Consider the following 23,742-nt stretch of genomic DNA (forward strand, 5'->3'; position numbering starts at 1 on the left):
CCGTAGGTGCTGGTGCCTCTATATTTTGTCTCCATGCAGTCCACTATGATCCGACGCCTGTTTCTGGAATTCTTCGTCGCCCAGGGGCACCGAGAGGTGCCTTCTTCGTCGTTGGTACCGGCGGACGATCCGACGCTCCTGTTCACCAACGCGGGCATGGTGCAGTTCAAGCGCACCTTCCTGGGCCAGGAGCAGCGGGAGTACAGTCGTGCCACCACCTGCCAGAAGTGTGTGCGGGCCGGCGGCAAGCACAACGATCTCGAGCAGGTGGGCCACACCAAACGGCACCACACGTTTTTCGAGATGCTGGGCAACTTCTCCTTCGGCGACTACTTCAAGCGCGAGGCGGTCGCCTACGCCTGGGAGTTCGTCACCGGCACCAGGTATCTCGGCATTCCCGCCGACCGGCTGCGGGTCACGGTCCACCACACCGACGATGAGGCGCGGGGCTACTGGCGCGAGATCGCGGGCTTGCCGGACCATCGGATCTACGGTCTGGGCGACGAGGACAACTTCTGGCAGATGGGCGATACCGGGCCGTGCGGCCCCTGCAGCGAGATCTACGTCGACCTGGAGTGGCGGCCGGGCGAAGCGCCGGCCGAGATCCCCCAGGCCGAGTTCGAGCGGCTTGCGGAGGAGGGCCGGTTTCTGGAGATCTGGAACCTGGTCTTCATGCAATTCGACCGATCGGCCGATGGCACGCTCACACCGCTGCCCAAGCCGTCGGTCGACACCGGCGCCGGGCTCGAGCGGATCGCCGCGGTCATGCAAGGAGAGGACGACAACTTCCACACCGACGCGTTCCTGCCGATCATCGAGCGGGTGGGCGAGCTGGTCGGACGCCCCTACGACCGGGCCGCCGACGAGCGCGCCTCCTATCGGGTGCTGGCCGATCATGCGCGGGCGGTGAGCTTTCTGCTCGCCGACGGCGTCTACCCCAGCAACGAAGGCCGGGGCTACGTGCTCCGCCGCATCCTCCGGCGCGCGGTGCGGCACGCCTGGCTGCTCGGCCGGCGGGAGCCCACGCTCGCCCCGCTCACCGAAGTGGTGGTCGAGCAGATGGGTGGAGTGTACCCGGAGCTCGTGGCCAAGGAGTCATACCTGCAGGAGGTGACGCAAACCGAGGAGCTCCGCTTCCTCGAGACCATCGAGGGCGGCCTCAAGCGGCTGGAGGAGATCTTCGCCTCCGGCGCCAAAGCCATCCCCGGCGAGGACGTCTTCAAGCTGTACGACACCTTCGGCTTCCCGATCGATCTGACCGAGATCATCGCCGGGGAGCGGGGGGTCACGGTGGATGTGGCCGGGTTTGAGCGGGCGCTGGAGGAACAGCGGGCGCGTTCTCGGGCGGCACGAGTGACCCCCGCGACTGGGTTGCTCATCGTGACTGGGCAGGCTCCAGCCGTCCACACATCCAAGGCAGGCAAGTGGCGTAGCCTCAAGCGTGGCAAGCAGAAGTTCGTCGGCTATCAGAGTACCGAGGCCGACACCGACATCCTCGCCTTCCGGCAGGAGGGCCCGCGGGTGGACCTGATCCTGCGGGAGAACCCGTTCTACGCCGAATCCGGTGGCCAGGTGAGCGACGTCGGCGCCGTGTCGGGGCAGGGGTGGACCCTGCCCGTGGACACGGTGCGGAAAGACCCCAAGGGAACTGTCGTGTCCGGGAGATTCGCCGAGGAGTTCGCCCCCGAGCCGCTGCTCGCCGCGGTCGATGCGCCGCGCCGGCACGACATCGAGCGGAACCACAGCGCCACCCACCTGGTTCACTACGCGCTCCGGAAGCACCTGGGTTCCCACGTGCGCCAGCAGGGCTCGCTGGTCGAGCCGGACCGGCTGCGGTTCGACTTCTCGCATCATGCGCCCATCGACTCGGGCACCCTGCACTCGATCGAGGCGGCGGTGAACGAGCTGCTGCTTGCCAACACTCCCGTCACCACTCGCGAGATGCCCTACGCCGACGCCCTCGCGCTCGGCGCCATGGCCTTCTTCTCCGAGAAGTACGGTGACCGAGTCCGGGTGGTGCAGATGGGTCCGTCGATCGAGCTCTGCGGCGGGACCCACGTGCGGAGCACCGGTCAGATCGGCACCTTCCGCTTCTCGGCGCAGACCGGCGTCGCCGCCGGCGTGCGGCGCATCGAGGCGGTCACCGGCACCGGCGCGCTTCGGGCCATCCGAGAGCTGGAGCAGCGTCTGGCCCAGGTGGCGGAGACCCTCAAGGCGCAGCCCGAGCACCTGGTGCGCCGGGTGGAGCAGCTCCTGGAGGAGCGGCAGCGGTTGGAGGCCCGGCTGGCGGAGGCGCTCAAGGCCGGGGCGGGCGCTTCCGCGGCCGGAGAAGTCGTGGACGTGGACGGAGTGCAGCTCACCATGGCCGAGACGACCACCGAGGACCGTGACGAGGCGGGCCAGATCGCCGATCGCTTCCGCGAGGGCAAGCGGAGCGCTGTGCTGGTCCAGTTCAGCACCACCGGTCGCGGTGCCATCCACGTGGCCCTCACCGACGATCTGGTGAGCGCCGGCCGGAAAGCGGGTGACCTGGTGAATCGCATCGCCGCGGTGAGCGGTGGCCGGGGTGGTGGTCGCCCGCACTTCGCCTCCGCGGGGGCCGGCGACCCTGGCAAACTGACGGCCGCGCGCGCAGCCACGCCGGGTCTGGTCTCCGCCTGGCTGGCCAATCGACCAGTTGCTGAAAGCGTCGGCGCCTGACGGTGCTCGCGGATTGGGTCGAGCGGCACACGAGTGAGGCGCCGGCGGCTCTCCGGACTCGAGTCCAGCAGCATGTCATGGCGGCCGACGGCGGGCCCACGGTACCGGCGGCGCTGGCCCGGGCGGCCCGGCAGGCGTTGGATCAGGTACTGACCCATCCGGGCGACCGCTCGGTGGCGCTCGATCTCCTCGCGGCAGATGCCCTCATCACGCTCGCCCTCCTGGCCCAGGCACAGCGCGCTCCGGAGGGGCTGAGCGAGTTCGCCGGCTCGATCCTCCATTCGGTTCGGCCCGACGCGTGATCGACCTCCACTGCCACTTGCTGCCCGGTGTGGATGACGGGTCTCGCTCGGTGGAGCAATCGGTCGGAGTGCTGCGTGAAATGGGCCGGCTCGGGGTCACCGACGTCTGCCTTACCCCTCATGTTCGCTCCAGCGAGACGTCCCGGGGTCCGAACCCGCGGCACGAGGACGCCTTTCGGGCGCTGAGCGCAAAGGCCCCCGCCTCACCCCGGCTGCACCGTGGCGCGGAGGTGATGCTGGATCGGCCGCTGGCAGGTGATACCGAGGCCACCCGACCGTTTAGCCTTGGCGGCACGCGGTACATTCTGGTCGAGTTTCCCCGGATGGTGGCGCTAGACACCGTGAACAACGCGCTCAGCCGGATCGCGGAGACCGGGTGGGTGTCGGTGCTCGCCCACCCCGAACGGTACACCTGCTGCTCCCCCGACGCGGTTGCCCTCTGGCGGGAGCTGGGCGCGCGGATGCAGGTCGATGCGACCACGCTGCTCTCTCCCCAGGCGCGGGGACATCGGGCTCGGGAGCTGGTATCGCTCGGACTGGCCGACATCATGGCGGCCGACAATCACGGGGACAAACGGACCATCGCCGCCGGCATCGGCTTCCTGGTCGAACAGGACGGCGAGGAGCAAGCGCAGCTGCTGGCGGTTCAAAATCCCGGGGCGATTCTGCGAGACGAGCCGCTCGTCCCGGTGCCGCCGATCAAGCTCAAGCAGTCCCTGATGCAGAAGATCCGGCAGCTGCTCGAGGGCGACGAGTGAGTCGCTCCCGGGTGGAGGAGGGACTCGACCAGCTGGCCCACCTGGCCACCGCGAGCAAGTCGTTGAGTGCGCAGGTGGCCGACCTGGCCGCGCGCTACGCTGCCGTGCTCCGGGACGGGGGCACCCTCTACTTCTGTGGGAACGGCGGAAGCGCGGCGGATGCGCAGCATCTGGCCACCGAGTACATCGTGCGCTTCAGGGTCGCCCGGCGGCCGTTCGCCGCCGTCGCGCTCACCACCGACGCCTCGCTCCTCACCGCCGCCGGGAACGACCTCGGCTTCGAGCAGATCTTTGCCCGCCAGGTCGACGCCCTCTGCGGGCCGGGCGACCTGCTGGTGCTCCACAGTACCAGCGGCCGGAGCCCCAACCTGATGGCCGCGGCCCGAGCGGCGCGGGCGCGCGGCGCTGGCACGGCCGCCTTCCTTGGTCGCGATGGCGGGCCGCTCGCGGCGGAGGTAGATCAGGCCGTCGTCGTGCGGTCGGACGAGACCAGCCAGATCCAGGTGATGCACATGGCGCTGGAGCACCTCATCGTCGAGCTGGTGGAGGACGAATTGCTCCGCGGCTCGTGACCACATGATTCATCTGCTCTTCACCGGCGGGACGATCTCCATGCAACGGGACCCGGCGGCGGGCGGCAATGTTCCCACCCATGGGGGCGAGACACTGGTGGGCTTCGCGCCCGGACTCCAGCGGCTGGGAGAGTACCGGGTGGAGAATTGGGCCAAGCTGCCCGCCTGCCATCTCGGGCCCGACCGTCTGTGGGCGCTGCGCGAGCGGGTGCGCGCGGTCGCGGAATCCGGCGAAGTCAAGGGGATCGTGGTCACCCACGGAACCGATACCATCGAAGAAACCGCGTACCTGCTCGGCCGGACGCTCGATCCGCGGATCCCCGTCGCCATCACCGGCGCGATGCGCACCTCGAGCGATGCCGGCTGGGACGGTCCCCGCAATCTCACGGACGCGGCTACCGTGGCCGCGAGTCCCGCGAGCCAAGGCCGCGGTGCCATGGTCGTCTTCAACGGCGAGGTGTTCTCCGGGGTCACCGCGGTCAAGACCCACGCGACCGATCTGGCCGCGTTCTCCGCGCCGCACGCCGGACCGATCGGCAGGGTTGCGGGGGGAACGGTGACGTATCACGCGCCGGTGCCACCGAAGCTGCCGCCCCCGACTCCACGGAACGGCCTCTCGGCCGACGTCGGGCTGGTTCCGGTGGTCGTAGGCGATGACGGACGCATGCTCGATCATGCGCGTCCGCACCAAGCCGGGGTCGTGGTGGTCGCCTTCGGCGCAGGTAACGTCCCGCCCGGGGCGGTACCCGCCATGAGCCGCTGGCTGGACGAAGGAAAGCCGGTCGTGCTCGCGAGCCGGTGCCCGTTCGGCGAGGTGATCCCTGTCTACGCCTTCGACGGCGGCGGTGCTCGCACCGTGGCGATGGGAGTGATCCCCGCCGGTCCCAGGACGCCCTCCCAGGCCCGGATGGAGCTCACGATCGCGCTCTCCGCCGGCGTGCCCTACGGCATGTGATGAGGCTCCCCCAGTCCATCTCCATTCCGGAGGAAGTGCTGGAGATCGCCGGCACGTTGGAGCGGGCGGGCCATGAGGCGTGGTGCGTCGGAGGCGCGCTCCGGGACGTGCTGCTCGATGAGCCTCACGCCGTCTCCGATTTCGACATCGCCACGTCCGCGACGCCCGCCGAGGTGCAGGCGCTCTTCCGACGGACCGCCGCCGTGGGGGCGAAGTATGGGACCATCGGGGTGATCGACCGCCGGCGGGTATTGCATGAGGTCACCACCTTCCGCCGCGACGTCATCACCGACGGACGACACGCGGTAGTGGAGTATGGTGTATCCCTGGCGGAAGACCTGGCCCGGCGAGACTTCACCATCAACGCGATCGCCTATCACCCGATCCGGCGGGAATGGCAGGATCCGTTCGGGGGCCTGGGCGATTTGAGGGATGGACTAGTCCGCGCGGTCGGTGACCCCGCCCAGCGATTCCGCGAGGACTATCTCCGGATCCTCCGTGGAATCCGCTTCGCCGCTCGCTTCGGCTTCACCATCGAGCCCGCCACCTGGTCCGCGGGCCGGAGGGCCGCGTCCGGTCTCGCCAACCTCTCGGCCGAGCGGGTGCGGGACGAGTGGTTCAAGGGGCTGCGCACGGCGCGGTCGGTGGCGGCGCTGGTCTCCCTCTGGCGCGGGGTGGGCGCGACGACGCATTGGATGCCGGAGCTGGACCGCACCCCGCCGGAGATCCTGGCGCGGGCAGCCGAGCTGCCGCTCGACCGGCGCGATCCGGTGCTGCTCACGGCACTGCTGACCGCCACCCCCGGCCACGTGCTCCGGCGGCTCCGCGCCTCCAGCGCCGAGGTGGATCGTGGGACGGCGTGCTCCGAGGGACCGCCCGCGCCGGAAGGCATCGACGAGCCGGCGGTGCGCCGATGGCTGTCTCGCGTGGGCACTGCCGCCGAGGACCTCTTGGCGCTCTGGGTCATGCGCCACGGGGCCGAGCCGGCGTGGGCGCCGGTGGTCCGCGCCGTTCGTCAGCGGGGCGATGCCCTCACCCGGGCCGACCTCGCGATCACCGGCAACGATCTGCGGGACGCCGGCGCCTCCGGACGCCGGATCGGGGAGATCCTCTCCATGCTGATGGACCGGGTGCTGGAGACGCCGGCGCTCAATACCCGCGAGACCCTGCTGGCGATGGCCCGGGAGATGCTCTGAGCCCGCTCTTCTTTGCTCTGGCCGCGGCGGTGGGCAACATCGCGGGCGCGTATGCAGTGGTGCACCGGGAGCGCCGAAGCCTCCGGGTGATCGAGGCGTGCCTCGCCTTCGGCGCCGGGTTCATGCTGGCCGTGGCGCTGCTCGGCGTCATCCCGGAGGTGCTCGACGGGTCGCCGGCGGCCGCTCTCTACATCCTGCTGGGCTATCTCGCGGTGCACCTGGCGCAGCACGTGTTCACCCCCCATTTCCATTTCGGCGAGGAGACCCACCGGGTGAGCTCCTCCGCCGGCATATCCGCGTTGCTCGGCCTCACCCTGCACACCTTCTTCGACGGCGTTGCGATCGCCGGCGGATTTCTCGTCTCCAGCCAGCTCGGCATCCTCCTCTTTCTGGCCGTGCTGCTGCACAAGCTGCCGGAAGGAGTCACCATCGCCAGCGTCATGGTGGCCGGGGGCCAGACCCGGGGGCAGGCCATGGGAGCCGCCACCGTGCTGGGCGGGGCCACGGTGCTGGGTGTGCTGCTCACCGAGCAGGTCGCGCCGCTCGCTCGCCATGGCCTGGCCGTGTCCGCCGGTGTGACGCTGTACGTTGCGGCGTCCAACCTGGTGCCCGAGTTTCAGGCAAAGCGCGGGTGGCTCAGTGCCCTCGCGTTCTTCGGGGGCGCCGCCGGATACTTTCTCGCCGAGCGGCTGCTGGAGGTCTGGGTGCAATGACGGCACGGAAGCGCACGGCGGAGGCGGAGGCCTCGCTGTTCTCCAACCGGGCGGCGCAGCCTCTGGCGGGACGCATGCGCCCGCGCACGCTGGACGAGTTCATCGGCCAGGAGCAGCTGCTGGCTCCCGGGAAGCCGCTGCGCGAGGCCATCGAGCGCGGTGTGCCCGGTTCCATGATTTTCTGGGGACCGCCCGGCAGCGGGAAGACCACCCTGGCCCATCTGGTGGCTACCACCACCGAGCGGGCCTTCGTCCCCTTCAGTGCGGTTACCGAGGGTGTGCCGAGGATTCGGGAGATCGTCACCGCGGCGCGCTCCCGGCTGGACGCCGGAGGCAGCCAGACCATCCTCTTCATCGACGAGATCCACCGGCTCAACAAGGCCCAGCAGGACAGCCTGCTGCCGCCGGCCGAGGATGGCACCCTCACTCTCATCGGCGCGACGACCGAAAATCCCAGCTTCGAGATCAACGGCGCGCTGCTCTCGCGCACCCGGGTCTTCGTCCTCCAGCCGCTCACCGCCGAGCACATCGAGACGCTGCTGCGCCGGGCCCTGGCCGACGAGGAGCGCGGGCTCGGGGCCATGCAGCTCCAGATAGATGACGACGCGCTGCGCTCCATCGCCGTCGAGGCCGACGGCGATGCCCGCCGGGCGCTCACCGTGCTCGAGGCGGCGGCCGCCCACGCCGGCGTGGGCGGGCATATCACCACCGATATGGCCCGGGAGGCGATGCAGAAGCGCTTCGCCCGGTACGACAAGGCGGGCGAGGAGCACTTCAATCTCCTCTCCGCCTACCACAAGTCCCTCCGGGGCAGCGATCCGCAGGGGGCGCTCTACTGGATGGCGCGCATGCTCGACGGCGGAGAGGATCCCATGACGCTGTTCCGCCGGGCGATCGCCATGGCGGCCGAAGACATCGGACTGGCCGATCCCACCGCCTTGCCGCTGGCGGTCGCGGCCCGCGACGCTTTTCACATGCTCGGTCCGCCGGAGGGCTACCTTCCGCTGGCGGAGATGACGATCTACCTGGCCACCGCGCCCAAGTCGAACAGCGCCAAGGTGGCCCTGGGGGCCGCGCTGGAGGCGGCACGGGATACGCCCGCGGCGCCGGTACCGCTGCACATCCGGAACGCGCCCACCGGCCTCATGAAGGAGCTGGGATACGGCCGGGGCTACCGCTACGCTCACGATTCGCCCGACGCCTACCTGCCGCAGGAGTACCTGCCCGACCAGCTCCGGGGCACCGCGTTCTATGTGCCCGGGCCGTTCGGGTACGAGAAGAAGGTGGCCGAGCGGCTGGACTGGTGGGAGAAGCGGAAGGCGGAGGGGGCGGGGGAAGGTGATGGGCAACCGAAAGGCAAGAACGAGGCGACCGGACAGGACGCGGTGGAGTAGCACTGTGAGCCGGCCCACCGCCCCACGCCCCACTCCGGTGCAACATCGGTACGGCCCGAGACCGGCGCGCCGGTTATATTCCTCGAAGTGGATTGGGAGAAGAATGAAGCTGGCTTCACGGTCGGGCGTGATCATCGCGATGCTGCTGCTGGCCGGCTGCGCCGGCATCGGAGAGGTCCTCAAGGAGCCGGAGATCCATCTCGATCGTGTCGTTCTCAAGAGCCTGAGCGTCACCGGCGGCGTGCTCGATCTGCAGCTCGGCGTGTTCAACCCGAACCGCTTCGACCTTCAGGGCACCGGACTGCAGCTCGGCTTCGACGTGCAGGATTCGCACCTGGGAGACCTGGAGTACAGGAGCGAGTTCCAGGTGCAGAAGGGCGATACCGCCGCGCTCTCGCTTCCCCTGCGGTTCAACTGGTCCGGGGTGAGCGCCGCGGTCCGGTCGGCGCTCGGGACGGGGGCCCTGCCGTACACCATGAAAGGCCAGCTCACGCTGCGGACGCCGTTCGGGCCGCGCGTGGTGCCGTTCACCCGACAGGGACGCGCTCCGCTCAGCCGGCTGGGCGGACTGATCCCCATTCCGGCCGGTCAGTGAGACCGGACGGCAAGGAGTCTCCATTCGAGCATTGATCCAGGTTCGTGATCCGGTCGAGCGCGCGGTGCTGGTGGCCGCTCCGCGGAAAGGCTCGTCCGATGCCCGTCACGTCACTGAGCACCTCGAGGAGCTGACCCGGCTGGTCGACACCGCGGGGGCCGAGGTGGTCGGACGGATCACCCAGCAGATCGCCGCTCCCAATCCGGCCACCCTCATCGGCGAAGGCAAGGTCGAGGAGGTGGCCGCCGAGGTGGGCGCCGCGGACGCCACCCTGGTCATCTTCGACGAGGAGCTGAGCCCGGTCCAGGGCGCCAATCTCGAGCGCCAGCTCGATGTGCGCGTCATGGACCGCTCCGAGGTCATCCTCGACATCTTCTCCACTCGCGCTCGCAGCCACGAGGCCAAGCTCCAGGTCGAGCTGGCGCAGCTCGAGTACCTGCTGCCTCGGCTCACCCGCATGTGGACCCACCTGTCCCGTATCCGCGGCGGCATCGGCCTTCGGGGCCCGGGCGAGACCCAGCTCGAGACCGACCGGCGGCTGATCCGCCAGCGCATCCAGGGACTCAAGGCCAAGCTCAAAGGCGTCGAGCGCCACCGGGAGAACCTGCGCGCGGGACGCGACCCGATGCTCAGCGTCGCCCTGGTGGGCTACACCAATGCCGGGAAGTCGAGCATCCTGCGCGCGCTGTCGGGGCAGCACGAGATTCTGGTCGAAGACCGGCTCTTCGCCACCCTCGACACGCTCACCCGGGAGGTGGAGCTGGGCGAAGGCCAGAAGGCCCGGGTGACCGACACGGTCGGATTCATCCGGAAGCTGCCGCACCACCTCGTCGCAAGCTTCCGGGCAACGCTGGAGGAGGTGCGCGAGGCCGACCTGCTGCTCCACATCATCGACGCCAGCCACCCCGATTGGGAGGGCCAGCTCCACGTGGTGGAGCGGGTGCTGGCCGAGCTCGATCTCGCCGACCGGCCGATCCTGCCGGTGTTCAACAAGATCGACGCGGTGCCCGTCCCGCTGGCATTCGCCAAGCGGGTGCGGGAGCTCTATCCCGGCGCCATCACCGCCAGCACCATGCGGACCGACGGGACGGCCGCCTTGAAGGCCGTGCTCCGGACCATGGAGCGTACCGGCCGGCCGACGGTGAAGATCCGCCTGCCGGTGGCCGACGGAGCCAGGCTGGCGGCGCTCTACCGCCAGGGCGAGGTGCTGAGCCGGGACGAGGTCGGGGACGAGTACGAGGTGATGGTCCGGCTCGACCGCTGGCAGGTGGAGCGGCTGCAGCAGGACGGGATCCAGGTGACGGAGGCGACGAGCAACCCGGCGCTCCGGAAGGTGAGCGGGGGGCCGTAACCCCGAATGAGGCGGCGACTCCAAAGCCTGCTGGCCTGCCCGATCGATCGGACGCCGCTGGAGTTGATCGCCTGGGACACCCGGCGGCGGCCGCTCGAGGCGGCGGAGCGCGCCCGCGCCGGCGCCATGGGCATCGATCCCACCACGCTGGAGGAGGACGTCGAAACCGGCGTGCTACTGAACCGGGTGCGCAAGGTCGCGTATCCGATCCTCGGTGGCGTGCCCCGCATGCTGGTCTTCCCGACCGGCGTCGGCGCCCGATTCGAGCAGGAGCTCGGGGGGAGACTGCGGGCCGAGCTTCCGGGCTACCATCTGCCGCAGTTGGCGCCCATGCCCGGCGAGGAAGATGTGCTCCGCACCTTCTCCCGCGAGTGGCTGGACTACCAGTGGGACGGGCGGACCTACTGGAACATGACACCGGAGCACATCTACCGGTGCATGGATCGCATGCTGGATCTCGAGGAGCGGCCGGTGCGTCATGCCAGGGTGCTGGAGGCGGGCATCGGAATCGGGGGCATCGCGGATCACGTTTCCCGGACTCAGGAGTGCGAGCTGGTGGGCATCGACCTCAGCTACGCCGTCGACGCGGCGCGACGGCATTTCGGCGGCAACCCCTTTCTTCACGTGGTGCAGGCCTCGGTCTTCGCGCCGCCGTTTCCGGAGGAGAGCTTCGATTTCGTCTACAGCCAGGGCGTCATCCACCATACATTCTCGACCCGAACGGCTTTTCAGTCGCTGAGCCGGCTGACCCGGCGCGGGGGCAGGCTGTACGTCTGGGTCTACAGCCATGAGGACGAGGAGCGGAGCGTGGTGCGGAGGGGACTCATGCTGCTGGAGCGGCTGCTGCGGCCGGTGTGCTGGAGGCTGCCGGAATCTCTGCAGACGGCCGTGCTCCTCCCCCTGGTTCCACTCTATCTCGCGCATCAGAACCTGCGCGCGAACGGCCAAGCGGGATCGATCCGCTACGGATTCAACGAGGCCATGCATGCGGCGCGGGACCGCTTCACCCCCCGGTACATCCACCGGCACTCCAATGAGGAGGTAGGGAGCTGGTTCCGAGACGCGGGATACGGCGGCATCGGCTTCGTGACCCAGCGCCGCCTGCCTGAGGATTTCCCCGAATCATTCCTGCACTGCACCGGCGTCGACGGCGTGCGGTCGTGAGCCGGCCGGGGCTGGTGACACACCGGCGGCCCGTGGTCTGTCACCTCAGCACTGCCCATCCCGCGTTTGATACTCGGATCTTTCGCCGCGAATGTCGCTCGCTGGTCGAGGCGGGATACGACGTACATCTGGTGCTTCCTCACGACCGTGAGGAAGTGGTGGACGGGGTGCACATCATTCCGCTGCCCCAGCCCAGAGGAGCGTTCGCCCGGCGGACCCTCTGGCCACTGCTCGCCGCCCGGCGGGCGGCTGCGACGCGGGCCGAGCTCTATCACTTCCACGACCCCGAGCTGATGCCCGTCATGCAGGCGCTGCATCACCTCACCGGAACTCCGGTCGTGTGGGATGCCCACGAGGTCTACACCGAGACCATCCCTCACTTCAACCAGCTCGGCTGGCGGCCCGCGAGCGTCGCGGCGGGCCGGCTGTTCGACCGCTACGAGCTCCTGGCGTGCCGGCGATCGTTCGCCGGCGTCGTCACCATCACCGACATGATGGCCGACCGCTACCAGCGAGCGGCCATACGCACCGCTGTGGTGGGAAACTACGTGGAGGAGGAGCTGCTGGAGGAAGCCACGGACACCCGGCCGGTACGCTCCCAGCCCCCACTCGTGGTCACCACCGGGCTGCTCAACCGGGATCGGGGCATTTTCCTCATGGTCGATGCCTTTGCCAAGCTGCGGGCGAGGCGCCCTTGCCGGCTGGCGTTCTGGGGCTGGTTTCCACGGGAAGAGGACCGAGCCCAATTGGAGCGCGCGGTGGAGGAGCGGGGGTTGACCGGCGATGTGCTCATCGGCGGCCCCTATGCCCGCGACGAGCTGCTCGATCAGCTGCTTCCCACGGCATCCGTCGGCTGCGTGCTTCTGCTGGAGGCCAGCGATTTCAACGCGCTCGGCGTACCCAACCGGCTGACGGAGTACTGGGCCCGAAGGCTCCCGGTGGTCGCGAGCCGGGACACCAATGTGGCGCGGATGACGCTGGAGGTCGGGGCGGGACTGGTCACCGACAACACCCCGGAGGGCCTGGCGGACTGCCTGGAGCAAATTCTGGCCGACCCCGCCACGATCCAGGCCATGGGCGAGCGGGGCCGCCGTGCCGTGCGCGAGCGGTACAACTGGAGCTCGGCGTTTTCCAACCTGCTGGCGCTCTACCAGGCGCTCCTGCCAGGTGCCCGGGGCAACGGGACTCCCGAGCGCACCGGCTGAGCCGAGCCGGCTACTTCTCCCCGCTCAGCACCTGTTCCAGAATCAGCCACCGGTTCATCCCGGCGAACTTCTGATGCATCTTGGTGCTGGGCGAGCCGCCCGCGGCCTCGTCCTCCTCGATCTGGAGATCGGCGAGCGCATCGAGACCGCTGCTGAGGAACTTGTTGAGACCCCTCTCCAGCGCCAGCCCCGCCGTGCGGAAATTGAAAAGGGTGGAGAACTGCAGCGTGAAGCCCAGATCGGCGAGCTGCTGATTGGTGATCAGCGTGCCGGCCTTCTTGGCCTTCCCGAAATACAGCGAGGGCGACAGGTTGAACCCCAACATCTGGTTGGGGTAATACTTGCGCACTCCCTCGGCGAACTCCTGCGGCTGGTCCAGCTCGGTATTGTTGAACTCCGGCCAGATCACGTCGACCCCCAGCTCGGCCGCCTCCCAGGCGTCCTCGACGGCCATCTTCACACCACCCGGCTCCTGATCGGGCAGGGCCCCGTCGATCGAGTCGGTCCGGGCGATGATCACCACGTCGACCCCGGTGGCTTGGGCCGCGGCCTTGATCGCCTTGAGCTTGGCCGTCCATTGCTTCCGCGGGACCAACACCTTGCTTCGCTTCTGCTTGCCGACGTTCACGATGTGCCCGCAGGTGCGGTTCGCCGGATCCTGGTTCTCCAGGTGCACGCCGCCGGCACGCGCCCGGATCAGCTCGGTGGCCAGGGTGAACGTCTGGGTTGGCCCGCCGAAGCCGGCCTCCATGTCCACGAACGCCGGCGGCGCGTCCAGGATCTCCTTGCCGTCGGTATCGTAATAATGGGTGTTCCGCGCGCCCTCGACCCCCATCCACATCTCGTGCACCAGCTTGACCATGTCATGCGAGGCGTAGACGCCGATGTCGGGGAACATGCTCTTGGTCGCGGCGAGCTGCCAGCCGCTGCCGTACAGCGCCTTGAAGCCGAGCCGAGTCATGATGGCCGCGGTGAAGGCATCGTAAGCGCCCGCGGTATGGAGATAGCTCCCGGCCGCCTGCGCCTCACGCAGCAGGCGCCGGAGCTTGTCGGCTGGGACCTCGGTCTCCGGCGGAGCGAACAGCTTGCCGACGGCCGCGGCCGGAAAGACCGCGTCGGGGGACACGGGAGGGTTCGCAGTGGCCATGAACTTGTCTCCTTCCGGTGGATCGCGGCGCCACCGGGAGCAGGGTGCACCGCCCGTCTCGGCCGGCCCGGCAGGAGAGGCGGCGAGAGCAAAGGTTTGTGAAACTATTCACATGATAGCGTGTCCGGCGGCTTCGCGCCAGCCCCGGTACCCAGCCAGTGGCGCCACTGTCGCATTCCTGCGAACCCGGGCCACGCTTAGATTGGAGGCGATCCTACCCGAACCCGCACTCACCCCGAGATCCATGTTCATCACTAAGCCGTTCGTCAAGGATCGCAAAATTCGATTTGCCCTGGTGGGGTGTGGACGCATCTCGGCCAACCATTTCGATGCCCTCGAGCGTCATGCCGACCGGGCCGAGCTGGTCGGGATCTGCGACATCGACCCCAACGCCCTGGAGCGGGCTCAGGAACGGACCGGAGCCCCCGCCTTCCGAACCATCGACGCCTTGCTCGCGGGAACGTCGGCCGACATCGTGATTCTGGCGACGCCGAGCGGGATTCACGCCGAGGAGGCGGTGCTGGTGGCGGCGGCGGGGCGGCACGTGATGACCGAGAAGCCGATGGCCACCCGCTGGCAGGACGGAAAGCGCATGGTCCACGCCTGCGATCAGGCGGGTGTGCACCTCTTCGTGGTGAAGCAAAACCGCCGGAACGCGACCCTCCAGCTGCTCAAGCGGGCGGTGGACAAGCGGCGGTTCGGCCGGATCTACATGGTAAACATCAACGTCTTCTGGTCCCGGCCGCAGGCCTACTACGACAGCGCCGCCTGGCGGGGCACCTGGGAATTCGATGGCGGCGCCTTCATGAACCAGGCGAGCCACTACGTGGACCTGCTCGACTGGCTCATCGGGCCGGTGGAAAGCGTGCAGGCCTACACGGCCACCCTGGGCCGCAATATTCAGGTGGAGGACACCGGGGTCGTGAGCATTCGCTGGCGGACCGGCGCGCTGGGCTCGATGAATGTCACCATGCTCACTTATCCCAAGAATTACGAAGGCTCGATCACCATCATCGGAGAGAAAGGCACGGTCCGGATCGGCGGGGTGGCTGTCAACAAGATCGAGGCCTGGGAGTTCGCGGATGCCGATCCGGACGATGCCAGCGTGGAGCAGGCAAGCTACGAGACCACGTCGGTCTACGGCTTCGGGCATCCGCTCTACTACGATAACGTGATCAACTCGCTCCGGGGCGAGGCGACGCCCGACACCGACGGGCGGGAGGGCCTGCACTCGCTCGAGATCCTCATCGCCACCTATCTCTCCGCCCGGGACGGTGGTCGGGTCGCGCTTCCGCTTGAGTACTGACGGCCCGCCCAGCGGCGATCCGGTGCGGACCACACCCTCCCCCGTGATGCCGTGACCCTGACCGTGCTGCTGGTGGCCGGCGCACGTCCCAACTTCATGAAGGTGGCGCCGATCCTGGCCGCGCTGCGGGCGGCCGGTCACGCCGGCGTCCTGGTGCACACCGGCCAGCACTACGACGACCAGATGTCCGACGCGTTCTTTCGCGACCTCGGGTTGTCTCCACCAGATCACTACCTCGGGGTAGGCTCCGGCACTCACGCGCAGCAGACCGCTCGCGTGATGATGGGGTTCGAGCCGGTGCTGGTGTCCATCCGCCCCCACTGGGTGATCGTGGTCGGCGACGTCAACTCGACTCTGGCGTGCGCGCTCACGACCGCGAAGCTCAAGCGGGAGCTCGGCTGTCGGCTCGCGCATGTCGAGGCGGGCCTCCGGAGCGGTGACTGGGGCATGCCCGAGGAGGTCAACCGGGTGCTCACCGACCGGGTTTCCGACCTGCTCTTCACCCCGTCCCATGACGCCTTGCCGAACCTTCTGGCGGAGGGAATTTCACCGGAGCGTGTGGTGTTCGTCGGCAACGTGATGATCGATGCCGTATTCTCCCACTTGGCCGCCGCGCAGGCGCTGGCGGTGCCGGCCCGGCTCGGGCTCGCTCGCGAAGGCTATGTCCTCGCCACCTTGCACCGGCCCTCCAACGTCGATCAGCCGGTGACGCTGCGCGTGGTGCTCGAGGCTCTGGTCGAGGTATCTGACAGGCTGCCGGTCGTCCTGCCGCTGCACCCGCGCACCCGGGCCAACATCGAGGCGTTCCGGCTGGACGACCTGGCTCGCCCGCTGCGGACCTGTCCACCGCTGGGCTACACCGAGATGCTCTCACTGAGCGAAGCCGCCGCGGTGGTGCTGACCGATTCAGGCGGTCTACAGGAGGAGACCACGGCGCTCGGGGTGCCCTGCGTGACCCTCCGCCAGGTGACCGAGCGGCCGGTGACCGTGGAACGTGGCACCAATCGCATGGCGCCCTGGCCGCTCACGGTCTCGGGTGTGGTGCGCTCGTTCGAAGCCGCGCTGGCATCCGGCCGGCCGGGTGTGGGAGCGCGATGCCCGGAAGGCTGGGACGGCCACGCGGCGGAACGTGTGGTGGAGGCGCTGGTAGCATCGCCCCTCGGTGCGCGCCGGGAGGGAGTCGCCGGATGACGACTTCCTCGCCGCCGAGCACGCCGACCCGGACCATTGCTCTGCTGGAGACCCACATCGACCGGCTGGTCAACTGGCTGGAGCGGAACGGCTGGAGCGGCTGGGACCCGTACGATCTCTGGGATCATCGGCTCGGCCTCTGGGCCCTCGCCGGCGGGAGCTTCCCCCGGCGAGCCGTGGCGAGCGCCCTCTCACGCCTCGATGTGCTGTTCCCGCTGGGCCTGAGACGCCTGGTCGGCGCTCGCCCGGAGGTCAACGCCAAGGCGATGGGTCTCTTCGCCGCCGCATTCCTGGATCTCGAATCGATGGAAGGCGCGCCGCGCCGTCTCCGCGGGGCTCCGGCTGCGGATCAGTGCTTCGACTGGCTCGAGTCCCATCGGGTCACATCGGGGCAGGGCACCGGTTGGGGATATCCCTTTGACTGGCGCGCCCGGGTGCTGATTCCGCGGAACACCCCCAATGTGGTCACCTCCGCCTTCGTCGGCGACGCCTATTGGCTGCGCTACCGCCGCCGGGGCGACCCCGCCGCGTTACGACGCTGCGAGGAGGTCTGCCGATTCATTCTGGACAGTCTCAACCGCAGCGTCCCCGAAGCCGACGGAGCGTTCTGCTTCTCCTACACTCCGGTGGACCGCTTCCAGGTCCATAACGCGAACCTGCTGGCCGCGGAGTTCCTGGTCCGAATCGGCGGGGAGGTGCGTCGGGAGGAGTGGATGCAGACCGGACTCAATGCCGCGCGCTTCGCGCTCCGCGAGCTCCGGGAAGACGGAACCCTCAACTACTGGTCCGCGGCACAGAGCTCGGGTCTGCAGCAGGACCTCTATCACTCGGGGTTCGAGATCCGCATGCTCGACTCGATCGCGCGCTGCACCGGCCGGGAGGAATTCCGTCGGGCCGCTGATCGTTACTTCGAGACCTGGTTGCGGAAGTACTTCGCGATCGACGGAACCCCGCTGATGAGCCCGGCCCGGCCCGGCACGGTGGAAGTCCACAGCTGCGCCGAGGCGCTGCTCTGTGCCGCGCAGCTTGCGGGGCGGCCGGGACTGGCCGTGGCCGACCTGCCGTCTCACCTGGCGCGGAGCCTGAGCGCGGCGGCGCGTTACCTCTGGGTCTCCACCACGCGCGAGGCCGGCTACTTCGCCTCCGCCAGCCGTCGCTCCTTCGGCTTCCGGCTCCGCACCACGGTTCCATTCATCCGCTGGGGTCAGGCCTGGATGCTCCGCGCCATGGCCAGCGCGCGCCTGGGACTGCAGGCCGAGCGGTGAAACAGGTCTTCCTCAACGCCCGCCAGGTCGCCGAAGTGGTCGAGGTCGATGTGCCTCGCTGCGGACCACGCGAGGTCCTGATCGCGGTCGGTGCGTCGCTCATCAGCACCGGGACGGAAACGGCCGGCTACGGCGCCGGCGGGCTGCTCGCGCGCGGCGTGCGGAACCCGTCGTCGCTCGGCCGCTTGGCGGAGAGCCTCCGGTCCGAGGGACTGGAGGCGACCGGCCGGAAGCTCGTTGCCAAGACTCAGGAACGCACCGCGCTGGGCTACAGCGGGGCCGGGCTCGTGGCTGCGGTGGGGGATGAGGTGCGCTCGGTCGGCCCGGGTGACCGGGTGGCGTACGCCGGGGCGGTCCATGCCGAATACGTCGCGGTGGACCAGCAGCTCGTCGCGCCGGTTCCGGAAGGAGTGAGCCTGGATGCTGCGGCCTTCGGCGCAGTCGGATGTATCGCGCTGCACGGGGTCAGGCTGGGAGAGCCGACCCTCGGTGAGACTGCCGCGGTGGTGGGTCTCGGTCTGGTGGGTCTCCTCGCCGCCCAGTGCGCGCGCGCGTCGGGCCTGCGCGTCATCGGGGTCGAGCCGATCGCCGCCCGGCGGCGCCTGGCACGCGATCTTGGATTCGATCACGTGCTCGACCCCGCTGCCGAGGAGGACCTGGGGCGCACGGTGCTGGCACTCACCGGCGGTCTCGGAGCCGACGTGGTCTATCTCTGCGCCGCGCTCCGGGACAGCGAGGTGACCAACCAGTCGTTGGGTTACGCGCGCGACCGAGCCCGGATCGTGATGATCGGTGATATGGGACTCTCGCTCGAACGAGGGCCGCTCTTCGGCAAGGAGCTCGAGCTCACCGTGAGCCGCTCCTACGGCCCCGGCCGCTACGATCCCGCCTACGAGCGGCGCGGCCTCGACTACCCCGTCGGCTATGTGCGCTGGACCGAGGGCCGCAATCTCGTTCAGGTCATGACCATGCTTCGGGACGGGACGCTCTCGGTCGAGCCGATGATCTCTGCCCGGGTCCCGATCGCGGAGGCGGAGAGGGCCTACCGGGACCTGGTCGAGACTCCGGACACGGCCCTGGCCGCGGTGCTGCTGTATCCGACCAAGCCGCTCGAGGCTCCGCGTCCAGCTCCCGTTCGCCGGAAGGCCACCGTCGCCAAAGCCGGCGAGCTCCGGATCGGCGTGATCGGGGCGGGCTCGTTCGTCGAGGCCAATCTGCTTCCCCACCTCTCCGGTCTTGGCGCGCGGCTGCACGCCGTGGCCAACAGGGGGTCGACGGCATTTTCCCGGCTGGACGCGGTCTACCGGCCGGCGCTGCTGACGACGCACCCATCGGAGCTCCTGGCCGACCCCGCGGTGGACGCGGTGATCATCGGCACCCGGCACGATTCCCACGCCCGGCTGGCGATCCAGTCGCTGGCGGCGGGGAAGGCCGTGCACCTGGAAAAACCGCTCGCGCTCACCCTGGCCGACGCCGAGGCGGTCGAAGCGGCGGTGATACGGGAGGGCGGAATGCTGACGATCGGCTTCAATCGCCGGCTCGCGCCGCTCACCCTTGCCTTGCGCGAGGCGCTCGCTACGGCCGGACAGCCGCGGCAGTTTCTCTATCGGGTGAATGCCCCCCTCCTGCCGGTGGGGCACTGGTCGCTCGATCCGCTGGAAGGGGGCGGACGCCTCATCGGCGAAGGCTGTCACTTCATCGATCTGGTCTGCTACCTGGCCGACAGCGAGGTGACGGACGTGAGCGGAGGCTTTCTCGGCGGCGCGGCCCAGGCATCGGCCGCGCAAGACAATTTCGCTCTGTCACTGCGATTCCAGAACGGGGACTTGGCCACCGTGGTGTACTCGGGCCAGGGGAACGCCGGGCTTGCCAAGGAGCGACTGGAGGTCTTCGCCGGAGGGAAGGCGTTCGTGCTGGACGAGTTTTCGCGGCTCTCCGCCCACGGTGCGCGCAGCTCCGCCCCGGCGCTCTCCAAGCCGGACAAGGGGTTTCGCGCGCACCTCGCCAACTTCTTTGCCGCGGTTCGCGGCCAGGAGCCGCTGCTGACCACGGCGCACGACGGGGTACGAGTGGCCCGCATCATCGATCGCTTCGTGCATGTCGGCCGGTAAGTCGCGTCTTCGCCTGCCGGCGCCCTTCTATTACTACGTCAGCTTCGCCGCGCTTCCTCTGCTCGGGTTGGCCCAGACCCGGGTCCTGACCGCGCTGTTGAGCCAGTCCGCCTTCGGCTCGCTCCAGCTGGTCACCCCCATCATCCGATGGTGCGTGGTCATCGGCGGCCTGGGGACCCCCCAGTTCATCGTCCGCTTCTATTCGCGCGACGGCGGCGCCGTGCTCTGGGAGAGTCTCTCCCTCTCGCTGGCCGCGACCGCGGCCGTGAGCCTGGTACTCGGCGGACTGGCGATCGCCGTCGACCCCCGTGTGGCCGACATCAGGCCCGGTGCCCTCCTGGCGGTGTTGCTGATCGCCGCGCTGTTCGCCGGCCAGTTCGCCGCGCTGATCAAGGCGCTGCTGCGGGTCCAGGAGCGGCACCTGCGCTACAACATGGTCGTGGTGCTCGAGCGCGTGGGCATCCTGGCGGGAGTCGCGCTCGCGGTGTGGTGGTGGCCCCGCTCGCCAATCGAGGCCTTCCTGATCGGCAGCACCATCGGGACCGCCGCGGTGGTGCTGCCGATCGCCGCGCGCCGCCGGCGGAGCTGGCGGAAGGCGGCCAGCGCGCCCGAGCCGCACCGGCTGCGGGAGATCCTGACTTTCGGCGGCCCGATCGTCGGCGTCATGCTCCTGGGGGAGATGTACGCGACCCTCAATCGGTACGTGATCGGGCTGGCCGGAATGGGCACGACGCTCATCGCACGATACGTGATCGGTTACACCGTGGCCACGCTGGGACTGCAGGCGCTGTACGAGCCGCTGGTGACCTACATTCACCCGCGCATCTTCCAGGCCTGGGAGCGCAACGGGCCGGCCGAAGCCCACCGCATCCTGGGGCGATATCTCCTGATCTACACCCTGGTAGGCGCGCTGACGGCCGCGGCGTTCTACCTGGCGGAGCCGTGGCTCATTCCGCTGATCGCCGGCTCCGCCTATCGGGTGGAGCCTCGGGTCTTTGCCGCCCTGCTCGCCTCCAGCTTCCTGCTCGGCGTCTACCGCCTGCTCTCCACCCATTACTACCTTGCCGGCCGGACCGGCGAGCTCGCCCTCTCCTATTTCGTCGCGCTGCTGCTCAACCTGCTGGGGGCGGCGCTGCTGGTGAGGGAGTCGGGGTTGTTCGGCGTGGCCATGGCCTCCGCGGTAAGCGCCGGCGTGCTTTGTCTGCTGGTGTTCTGGCGCGCGTCGTCCCTGACCGAGATCGCACGCGCCACCGTGGCGACTTAGGTTTACCGCCATGAGACTGTTGCTCACTCTCACCCTGGCAGTCCTGCCACTGCCGCTCCTGGTGTGGGCCCTTCGGAGCGGTCACTACCGGCGGTGCCTCCCGGCGTTCGTCGCGGTGGCCGGCATCTACGGATTCACCTGCATCGGGGCGGGGAAGGTGATCTACACGCCCGACCTCTATACCGATGCCTATTTCTACAGCATGCTCGTGGTCATCGCGTGCTGCTATGCGTTCTATGCCATCCTGATCGGCATTGGCCCACCGGTCATGGTCGACTACAGCCGCGCGGACCGCGATCCCTCGCTGACGCTCTTTGCCGCGACCGCGCTGCCGCTCTGGGCCGTGAGTTGCTGGCTCCTGGCGCTGTACATCAGTCGTCACGGACTCCCCCCGATCTTCGCGCTGGCCGGGGGACTGAATCAGTACGTGGACTTCTACGCCGTGCGGGCGGAGAAGACGACCCGACTCGCCGAAGGAGCCCACTGGTATGTCCTGGGTCTCCAGGTCATCCCCTACCTGTTGTTCGCCTACAGCTACGTACTCTGGCTGCAGCATCGTACGTGGGGAATGCGGCTGGTCTTCGTCGCCACCACTCTCCTTACCCTGGCCTTTGCCACCAGCTTTGCCAACAAGGACGTCCTGTTGCATCTGGTGTTGATCGTGCTGATCACCCGAATCTTCTGGCGGGGCACCGGGCTCTCGTTCCGCCAGGTGAGTCTCTACGGACTGCTGGCGGTCTCCTCCGTGTTCCTGTTCTACCGGTTGTACCTGCTCGACCGGTCCGCGGGCGCCGTCCTGTCGGTCTTCGGCAACTACCTCGCGGAGCGGCTGCTCTTCATCTACGCCGAGGGGCATGCGTTTCTGGTGAAGATCATTCCCCTGCAGCAGCCGTTCTTCGACGGACGCGCGCTGGCCAACCCCGGCGGGCTGCTGCCCTACACCCCGGTGGACATCTCCATTTTTCTGGGAGACCGCGCGCTGGGAACGCAAACCAACTGGTCCACGCCCTCGTTCACCATCGGATACGCCAACTTCGGCTTTCCGGGGATCTTCCTGGTCCTCGGCGCGATGGCCGTGCAGGTGATCGCGTTACAGCTCCTCTTTCAACGGCTGCCGCGGACGCCGTTCTTTCTGGCGCTGTATGCCCTCCTGACCGAGCGGATGGTCAAATACGGGTCCGAGTCGCTGCAGAACGTCTTTTCGGAGGAAGTCGTAGTGGTGCTGCTCGGAGCGGTGCTGTGGCACCTGCTGGTCGTCCGCGAGCTTCACCCGATCTTTGGACGGCTCCGCCCCCGAATGCGTGGAGCCGCCGCCCAGGACGGCGCCCCCGCCGGATGAGAATCTGTATGGTGGCCTCGCGTCACACGCTGGACGATGCGAGGGTCGTTCACAAGGAGGCGCACACCCTCCGGGCTGCCGGCCACGAGGTCGTGCTCCTGTTCTCCTGTGACCGCGAGTACCGGTTCACCCGTCATGACGGTCGGGTGATCGCCACCGGGACCGCCCCGCACGGCGAAACCGAGCACCTGGGGTTTCGTGTCCTCGGCGTGCCCCGGCGCCATGGGCCTGCCGGCAGATGGCAGCGTTACCGGGCGCTCGCGCGGCTCGCCGCCGCGGTCCAGGCCGACGTGTACCATGCTCACGAGCCGGATCTGGCGCTCGCGGTCGCGTTGCGCGCCAGACGGATGCTGGCCGGGCAGGGCAGGCGCGCGCTGGTCGTACACGACATGCACGAGTATCCGCCCGGCGGCACCGTCGACACCCTCCCGCGGTGGGTCAAGCGCCCGGCCCACGCCGCGCTGGTCGGCTGGGACTGGTCCACCAACCGCCGAGTCGACCACATCTTCACCGCGAACAGTGTGGTCCGCGGGTACGCCCAGGTGCTGGCCCCAACGACCTCGGTGGACGTGCTCTACAACGGGCCCGCCCTCCGGCTCTTTCGCCAGTCCCCCATCCAGCCGTGGCCCGGGCCCGGTCACCCATTCGTGCTGTGTCACGAGGGCTCCCTCGGCTTCAACCGAGGGCTCCGGGAGATGGTATCGGCGGTGGAGCAGCTGCGGGACCGGGTACGCTTGATGATCATCGGGGACGTGTTCGGCGCCGAGCGCGAGTGGCTGGACCGCGAGCTCGATTCCCGCGGGCTCCACCAGACGGTCGTCCGGACGGGGTGGCTCCCCTATGCCGAGGTGGGCGATGCGCTGCGCGGGAGCCACGCCGGGCTCATCCTCTTCCGTGAGTGCCTGACGAACACCCTGGCGGGCCCGCCCAACAAGCTGTTCAACTACATGAACGCGGGTCTCCCGGTCCTCAGCCTCGGATTCCCGGAGATGCGGCGCATCATCCGAGAGGAAGGATGTGGTGTGCTGGTGGACGACCAGTCAGTCTTGGCGATCGTGCGCGGGATCGAGGAGCTGCTTCGCTCGCCCGAGGAGCTGGCGTGCATGGGCCACGCGGGCCAGCGCGCCGTCCGCGAGCGATACAGCTGGGATCGGATGGAACGCGTGCTCCTGTCGGCCTATGGGGACCTCGAAGTGCGCCTGAGGCAGGGCTGA

At 68.8% G+C, this 23,742-nt stretch carries 20 protein-coding genes; 19 read left to right on the forward strand and 1 reads right to left on the reverse strand.

All coding sequences use genetic code 11. The features are described from left to right. The first annotated feature begins 45 nt into the window (after positions 1-45). The 12 genes from alaS (at position 46) to VHR41_00325 (ending at position 12,905) form a co-directional block, all read left to right on the forward strand. Positions 46-2,700 (forward strand): alanine--tRNA ligase, encoded by a 2,655-nt coding sequence (alaS, locus tag VHR41_00270; GenBank protein HEX3232598.1) that lies wholly within the window; start codon positions 46-48, stop codon positions 2,698-2,700. 2 nt (positions 2,701-2,702) lie between these two features. Then, the gene (locus VHR41_00275; protein ID HEX3232599.1) at positions 2,703-3,002 is read left to right on the forward strand and encodes a hypothetical protein; all 300 of its coding nucleotides are present in this window, start codon (positions 2,703-2,705) and stop codon (positions 3,000-3,002) included. Next, on the forward strand, positions 2,999-3,760 hold the full coding sequence (locus VHR41_00280) for a CpsB/CapC family capsule biosynthesis tyrosine phosphatase (protein HEX3232600.1): 762 nt from the start codon (positions 2,999-3,001) through the stop codon (positions 3,758-3,760). The genes VHR41_00275 and VHR41_00280 overlap by 4 nt, the downstream gene beginning before the upstream one ends. Further along, positions 3,757-4,332 (forward strand): SIS domain-containing protein, encoded by a 576-nt coding sequence (locus VHR41_00285; protein ID HEX3232601.1) that lies wholly within the window; start codon positions 3,757-3,759, stop codon positions 4,330-4,332. Before VHR41_00280 ends, VHR41_00285 begins: the two co-directional genes overlap by 4 nt. Positions 4,333-4,336: 4 nt before the next feature. Further along, on the forward strand, positions 4,337-5,287 hold the full coding sequence (locus VHR41_00290) for an asparaginase (protein ID HEX3232602.1): 951 nt from the start codon (positions 4,337-4,339) through the stop codon (positions 5,285-5,287). After that, positions 5,287-6,483: a CCA tRNA nucleotidyltransferase gene (locus VHR41_00295; GenBank protein HEX3232603.1), complete on the forward strand. Its 1,197-nt coding sequence runs from the start codon at positions 5,287-5,289 to the stop codon at positions 6,481-6,483. The genes VHR41_00290 and VHR41_00295 overlap by 1 nt, the downstream gene beginning before the upstream one ends. Positions 6,484-6,512: 29 nt before the next feature. Beyond that, positions 6,513-7,196 carry a ZIP family metal transporter gene (locus VHR41_00300; GenBank protein HEX3232604.1) on the forward strand — a complete coding sequence of 228 codons (684 nt, stop codon included), beginning with the start codon at positions 6,513-6,515 and terminating at the stop codon, positions 7,194-7,196. After that, the gene (locus tag VHR41_00305; GenBank protein ID HEX3232605.1) at positions 7,193-8,590 is read left to right on the forward strand and encodes a replication-associated recombination protein A; all 1,398 of its coding nucleotides are present in this window, start codon (positions 7,193-7,195) and stop codon (positions 8,588-8,590) included. Before VHR41_00300 ends, VHR41_00305 begins: the two co-directional genes overlap by 4 nt. A 103-nt stretch (positions 8,591-8,693) precedes the next feature. Beyond that, positions 8,694-9,185, forward strand: coding sequence for an LEA type 2 family protein (locus tag VHR41_00310; protein HEX3232606.1), 492 nt, complete (start codon positions 8,694-8,696; stop codon positions 9,183-9,185). Positions 9,186-9,216: 31 nt separating this feature from the next. Then, on the forward strand, positions 9,217-10,536 hold the full coding sequence (gene hflX / locus VHR41_00315; protein ID HEX3232607.1) for a GTPase HflX: 1,320 nt from the start codon (positions 9,217-9,219) through the stop codon (positions 10,534-10,536). A 6-nt stretch (positions 10,537-10,542) separates the two neighbouring features. Next, entirely contained in the window at positions 10,543-11,700 is a 1,158-nt protein-coding gene (locus tag VHR41_00320; protein ID HEX3232608.1) for a methyltransferase domain-containing protein, read from the forward strand. Beyond that, entirely contained in the window at positions 11,697-12,905 is a 1,209-nt protein-coding gene (locus VHR41_00325) for a glycosyltransferase (GenBank protein ID HEX3232609.1), read from the forward strand. Before VHR41_00320 ends, VHR41_00325 begins: the two co-directional genes overlap by 4 nt. A gap of 10 nt (positions 12,906-12,915) precedes the next feature. Here the strand turns inward: VHR41_00325 and VHR41_00330 are convergent, their stop codons facing one another. Beyond that, positions 12,916-14,052, reverse strand: coding sequence for an isocitrate lyase/phosphoenolpyruvate mutase family protein (locus VHR41_00330; protein ID HEX3232610.1), 1,137 nt, complete (start codon positions 14,050-14,052; stop codon positions 12,916-12,918). A gap of 244 nt (positions 14,053-14,296) precedes the next feature. Here VHR41_00330 and VHR41_00335 point away from each other — a divergent pair, with 244 nt between their 5' ends. The 7 genes from VHR41_00335 to VHR41_00365 are packed head-to-tail and all read left to right on the forward strand — an operon-like array spanning position 14,297 to position 23,742. Then, entirely contained in the window at positions 14,297-15,358 is a 1,062-nt protein-coding gene (locus VHR41_00335) for a Gfo/Idh/MocA family oxidoreductase (GenBank protein ID HEX3232611.1), read from the forward strand. A gap of 51 nt (positions 15,359-15,409) precedes the next feature. Beyond that, entirely contained in the window at positions 15,410-16,549 is a 1,140-nt protein-coding gene (gene wecB, locus VHR41_00340) for a UDP-N-acetylglucosamine 2-epimerase (non-hydrolyzing) (protein HEX3232612.1), read from the forward strand. Beyond that, positions 16,546-17,814, forward strand: coding sequence for a hypothetical protein (locus tag VHR41_00345; GenBank protein ID HEX3232613.1), 1,269 nt, complete (start codon positions 16,546-16,548; stop codon positions 17,812-17,814). Before wecB ends, VHR41_00345 begins: the two co-directional genes overlap by 4 nt. Next, on the forward strand, positions 17,811-19,925 hold the full coding sequence (locus VHR41_00350) for a zinc-binding dehydrogenase (GenBank protein HEX3232614.1): 2,115 nt from the start codon (positions 17,811-17,813) through the stop codon (positions 19,923-19,925). The genes VHR41_00345 and VHR41_00350 overlap by 4 nt, the downstream gene beginning before the upstream one ends. Then, on the forward strand, positions 19,912-21,189 hold the full coding sequence (locus VHR41_00355; GenBank protein HEX3232615.1) for a lipopolysaccharide biosynthesis protein: 1,278 nt from the start codon (positions 19,912-19,914) through the stop codon (positions 21,187-21,189). Before VHR41_00350 ends, VHR41_00355 begins: the two co-directional genes overlap by 14 nt. Before the next feature lie 10 nt (positions 21,190-21,199). Then, positions 21,200-22,528, forward strand: coding sequence for a hypothetical protein (locus VHR41_00360; GenBank protein HEX3232616.1), 1,329 nt, complete (start codon positions 21,200-21,202; stop codon positions 22,526-22,528). An 8-nt stretch (positions 22,529-22,536) separates the two neighbouring features. After that, a complete protein-coding gene (locus VHR41_00365; GenBank protein ID HEX3232617.1) occupies positions 22,537-23,742 on the forward strand; it encodes a glycosyltransferase family 4 protein in 1,206 nt (401 codons plus the stop codon).

It is taken from the genome of Gemmatimonadales bacterium, assembly GCA_036265815.1.
In the GTDB taxonomy this organism is placed as follows: Bacteria; Gemmatimonadota; Gemmatimonadetes; order Gemmatimonadales; family GWC2-71-9; genus CAVVWJ01.

What these genes read in the sequence shown, in the direction of transcription:
- VHR41_00335 (HEX3232611.1), top strand. Translation starts at nt 14,297, where the DNA reads ATGTTCATCACTAAGCCGTTCGTCAAGGATCGCAAAATTCGATTTGCC.
- VHR41_00355 (HEX3232615.1), top strand. Translation starts at nt 19,912, where the DNA reads ATGTCGGCCGGTAAGTCGCGTCTTCGCCTGCCGGCGCCCTTCTATTAC.
- VHR41_00365 (HEX3232617.1), top strand. Translation starts at nt 22,537, where the DNA reads ATGGTGGCCTCGCGTCACACGCTGGACGATGCGAGGGTCGTTCACAAG.
- alaS (HEX3232598.1), top strand. Translation starts at nt 46, where the DNA reads ATGATCCGACGCCTGTTTCTGGAATTCTTCGTCGCCCAGGGGCACCGA.
- VHR41_00330 (HEX3232610.1), bottom strand. Translation starts at nt 14,052, where the DNA reads ATGGCCACTGCGAACCCTCCCGTGTCCCCCGACGCGGTCTTTCCGGCC.
- VHR41_00295 (HEX3232603.1), top strand. Translation starts at nt 5,287, where the DNA reads ATGAGGCTCCCCCAGTCCATCTCCATTCCGGAGGAAGTGCTGGAGATC.
- VHR41_00305 (HEX3232605.1), top strand. Translation starts at nt 7,193, where the DNA reads ATGACGGCACGGAAGCGCACGGCGGAGGCGGAGGCCTCGCTGTTCTCC.
- VHR41_00290 (HEX3232602.1), top strand. Translation starts at nt 4,337, where the DNA reads ATGATTCATCTGCTCTTCACCGGCGGGACGATCTCCATGCAACGGGAC.
- VHR41_00310 (HEX3232606.1), top strand. Translation starts at nt 8,694, where the DNA reads ATGAAGCTGGCTTCACGGTCGGGCGTGATCATCGCGATGCTGCTGCTG.
- VHR41_00360 (HEX3232616.1), top strand. Translation starts at nt 21,200, where the DNA reads ATGAGACTGTTGCTCACTCTCACCCTGGCAGTCCTGCCACTGCCGCTC.
- VHR41_00345 (HEX3232613.1), top strand. Translation starts at nt 16,546, where the DNA reads ATGACGACTTCCTCGCCGCCGAGCACGCCGACCCGGACCATTGCTCTG.
- VHR41_00320 (HEX3232608.1), top strand. Translation starts at nt 10,543, where the DNA reads ATGAGGCGGCGACTCCAAAGCCTGCTGGCCTGCCCGATCGATCGGACG.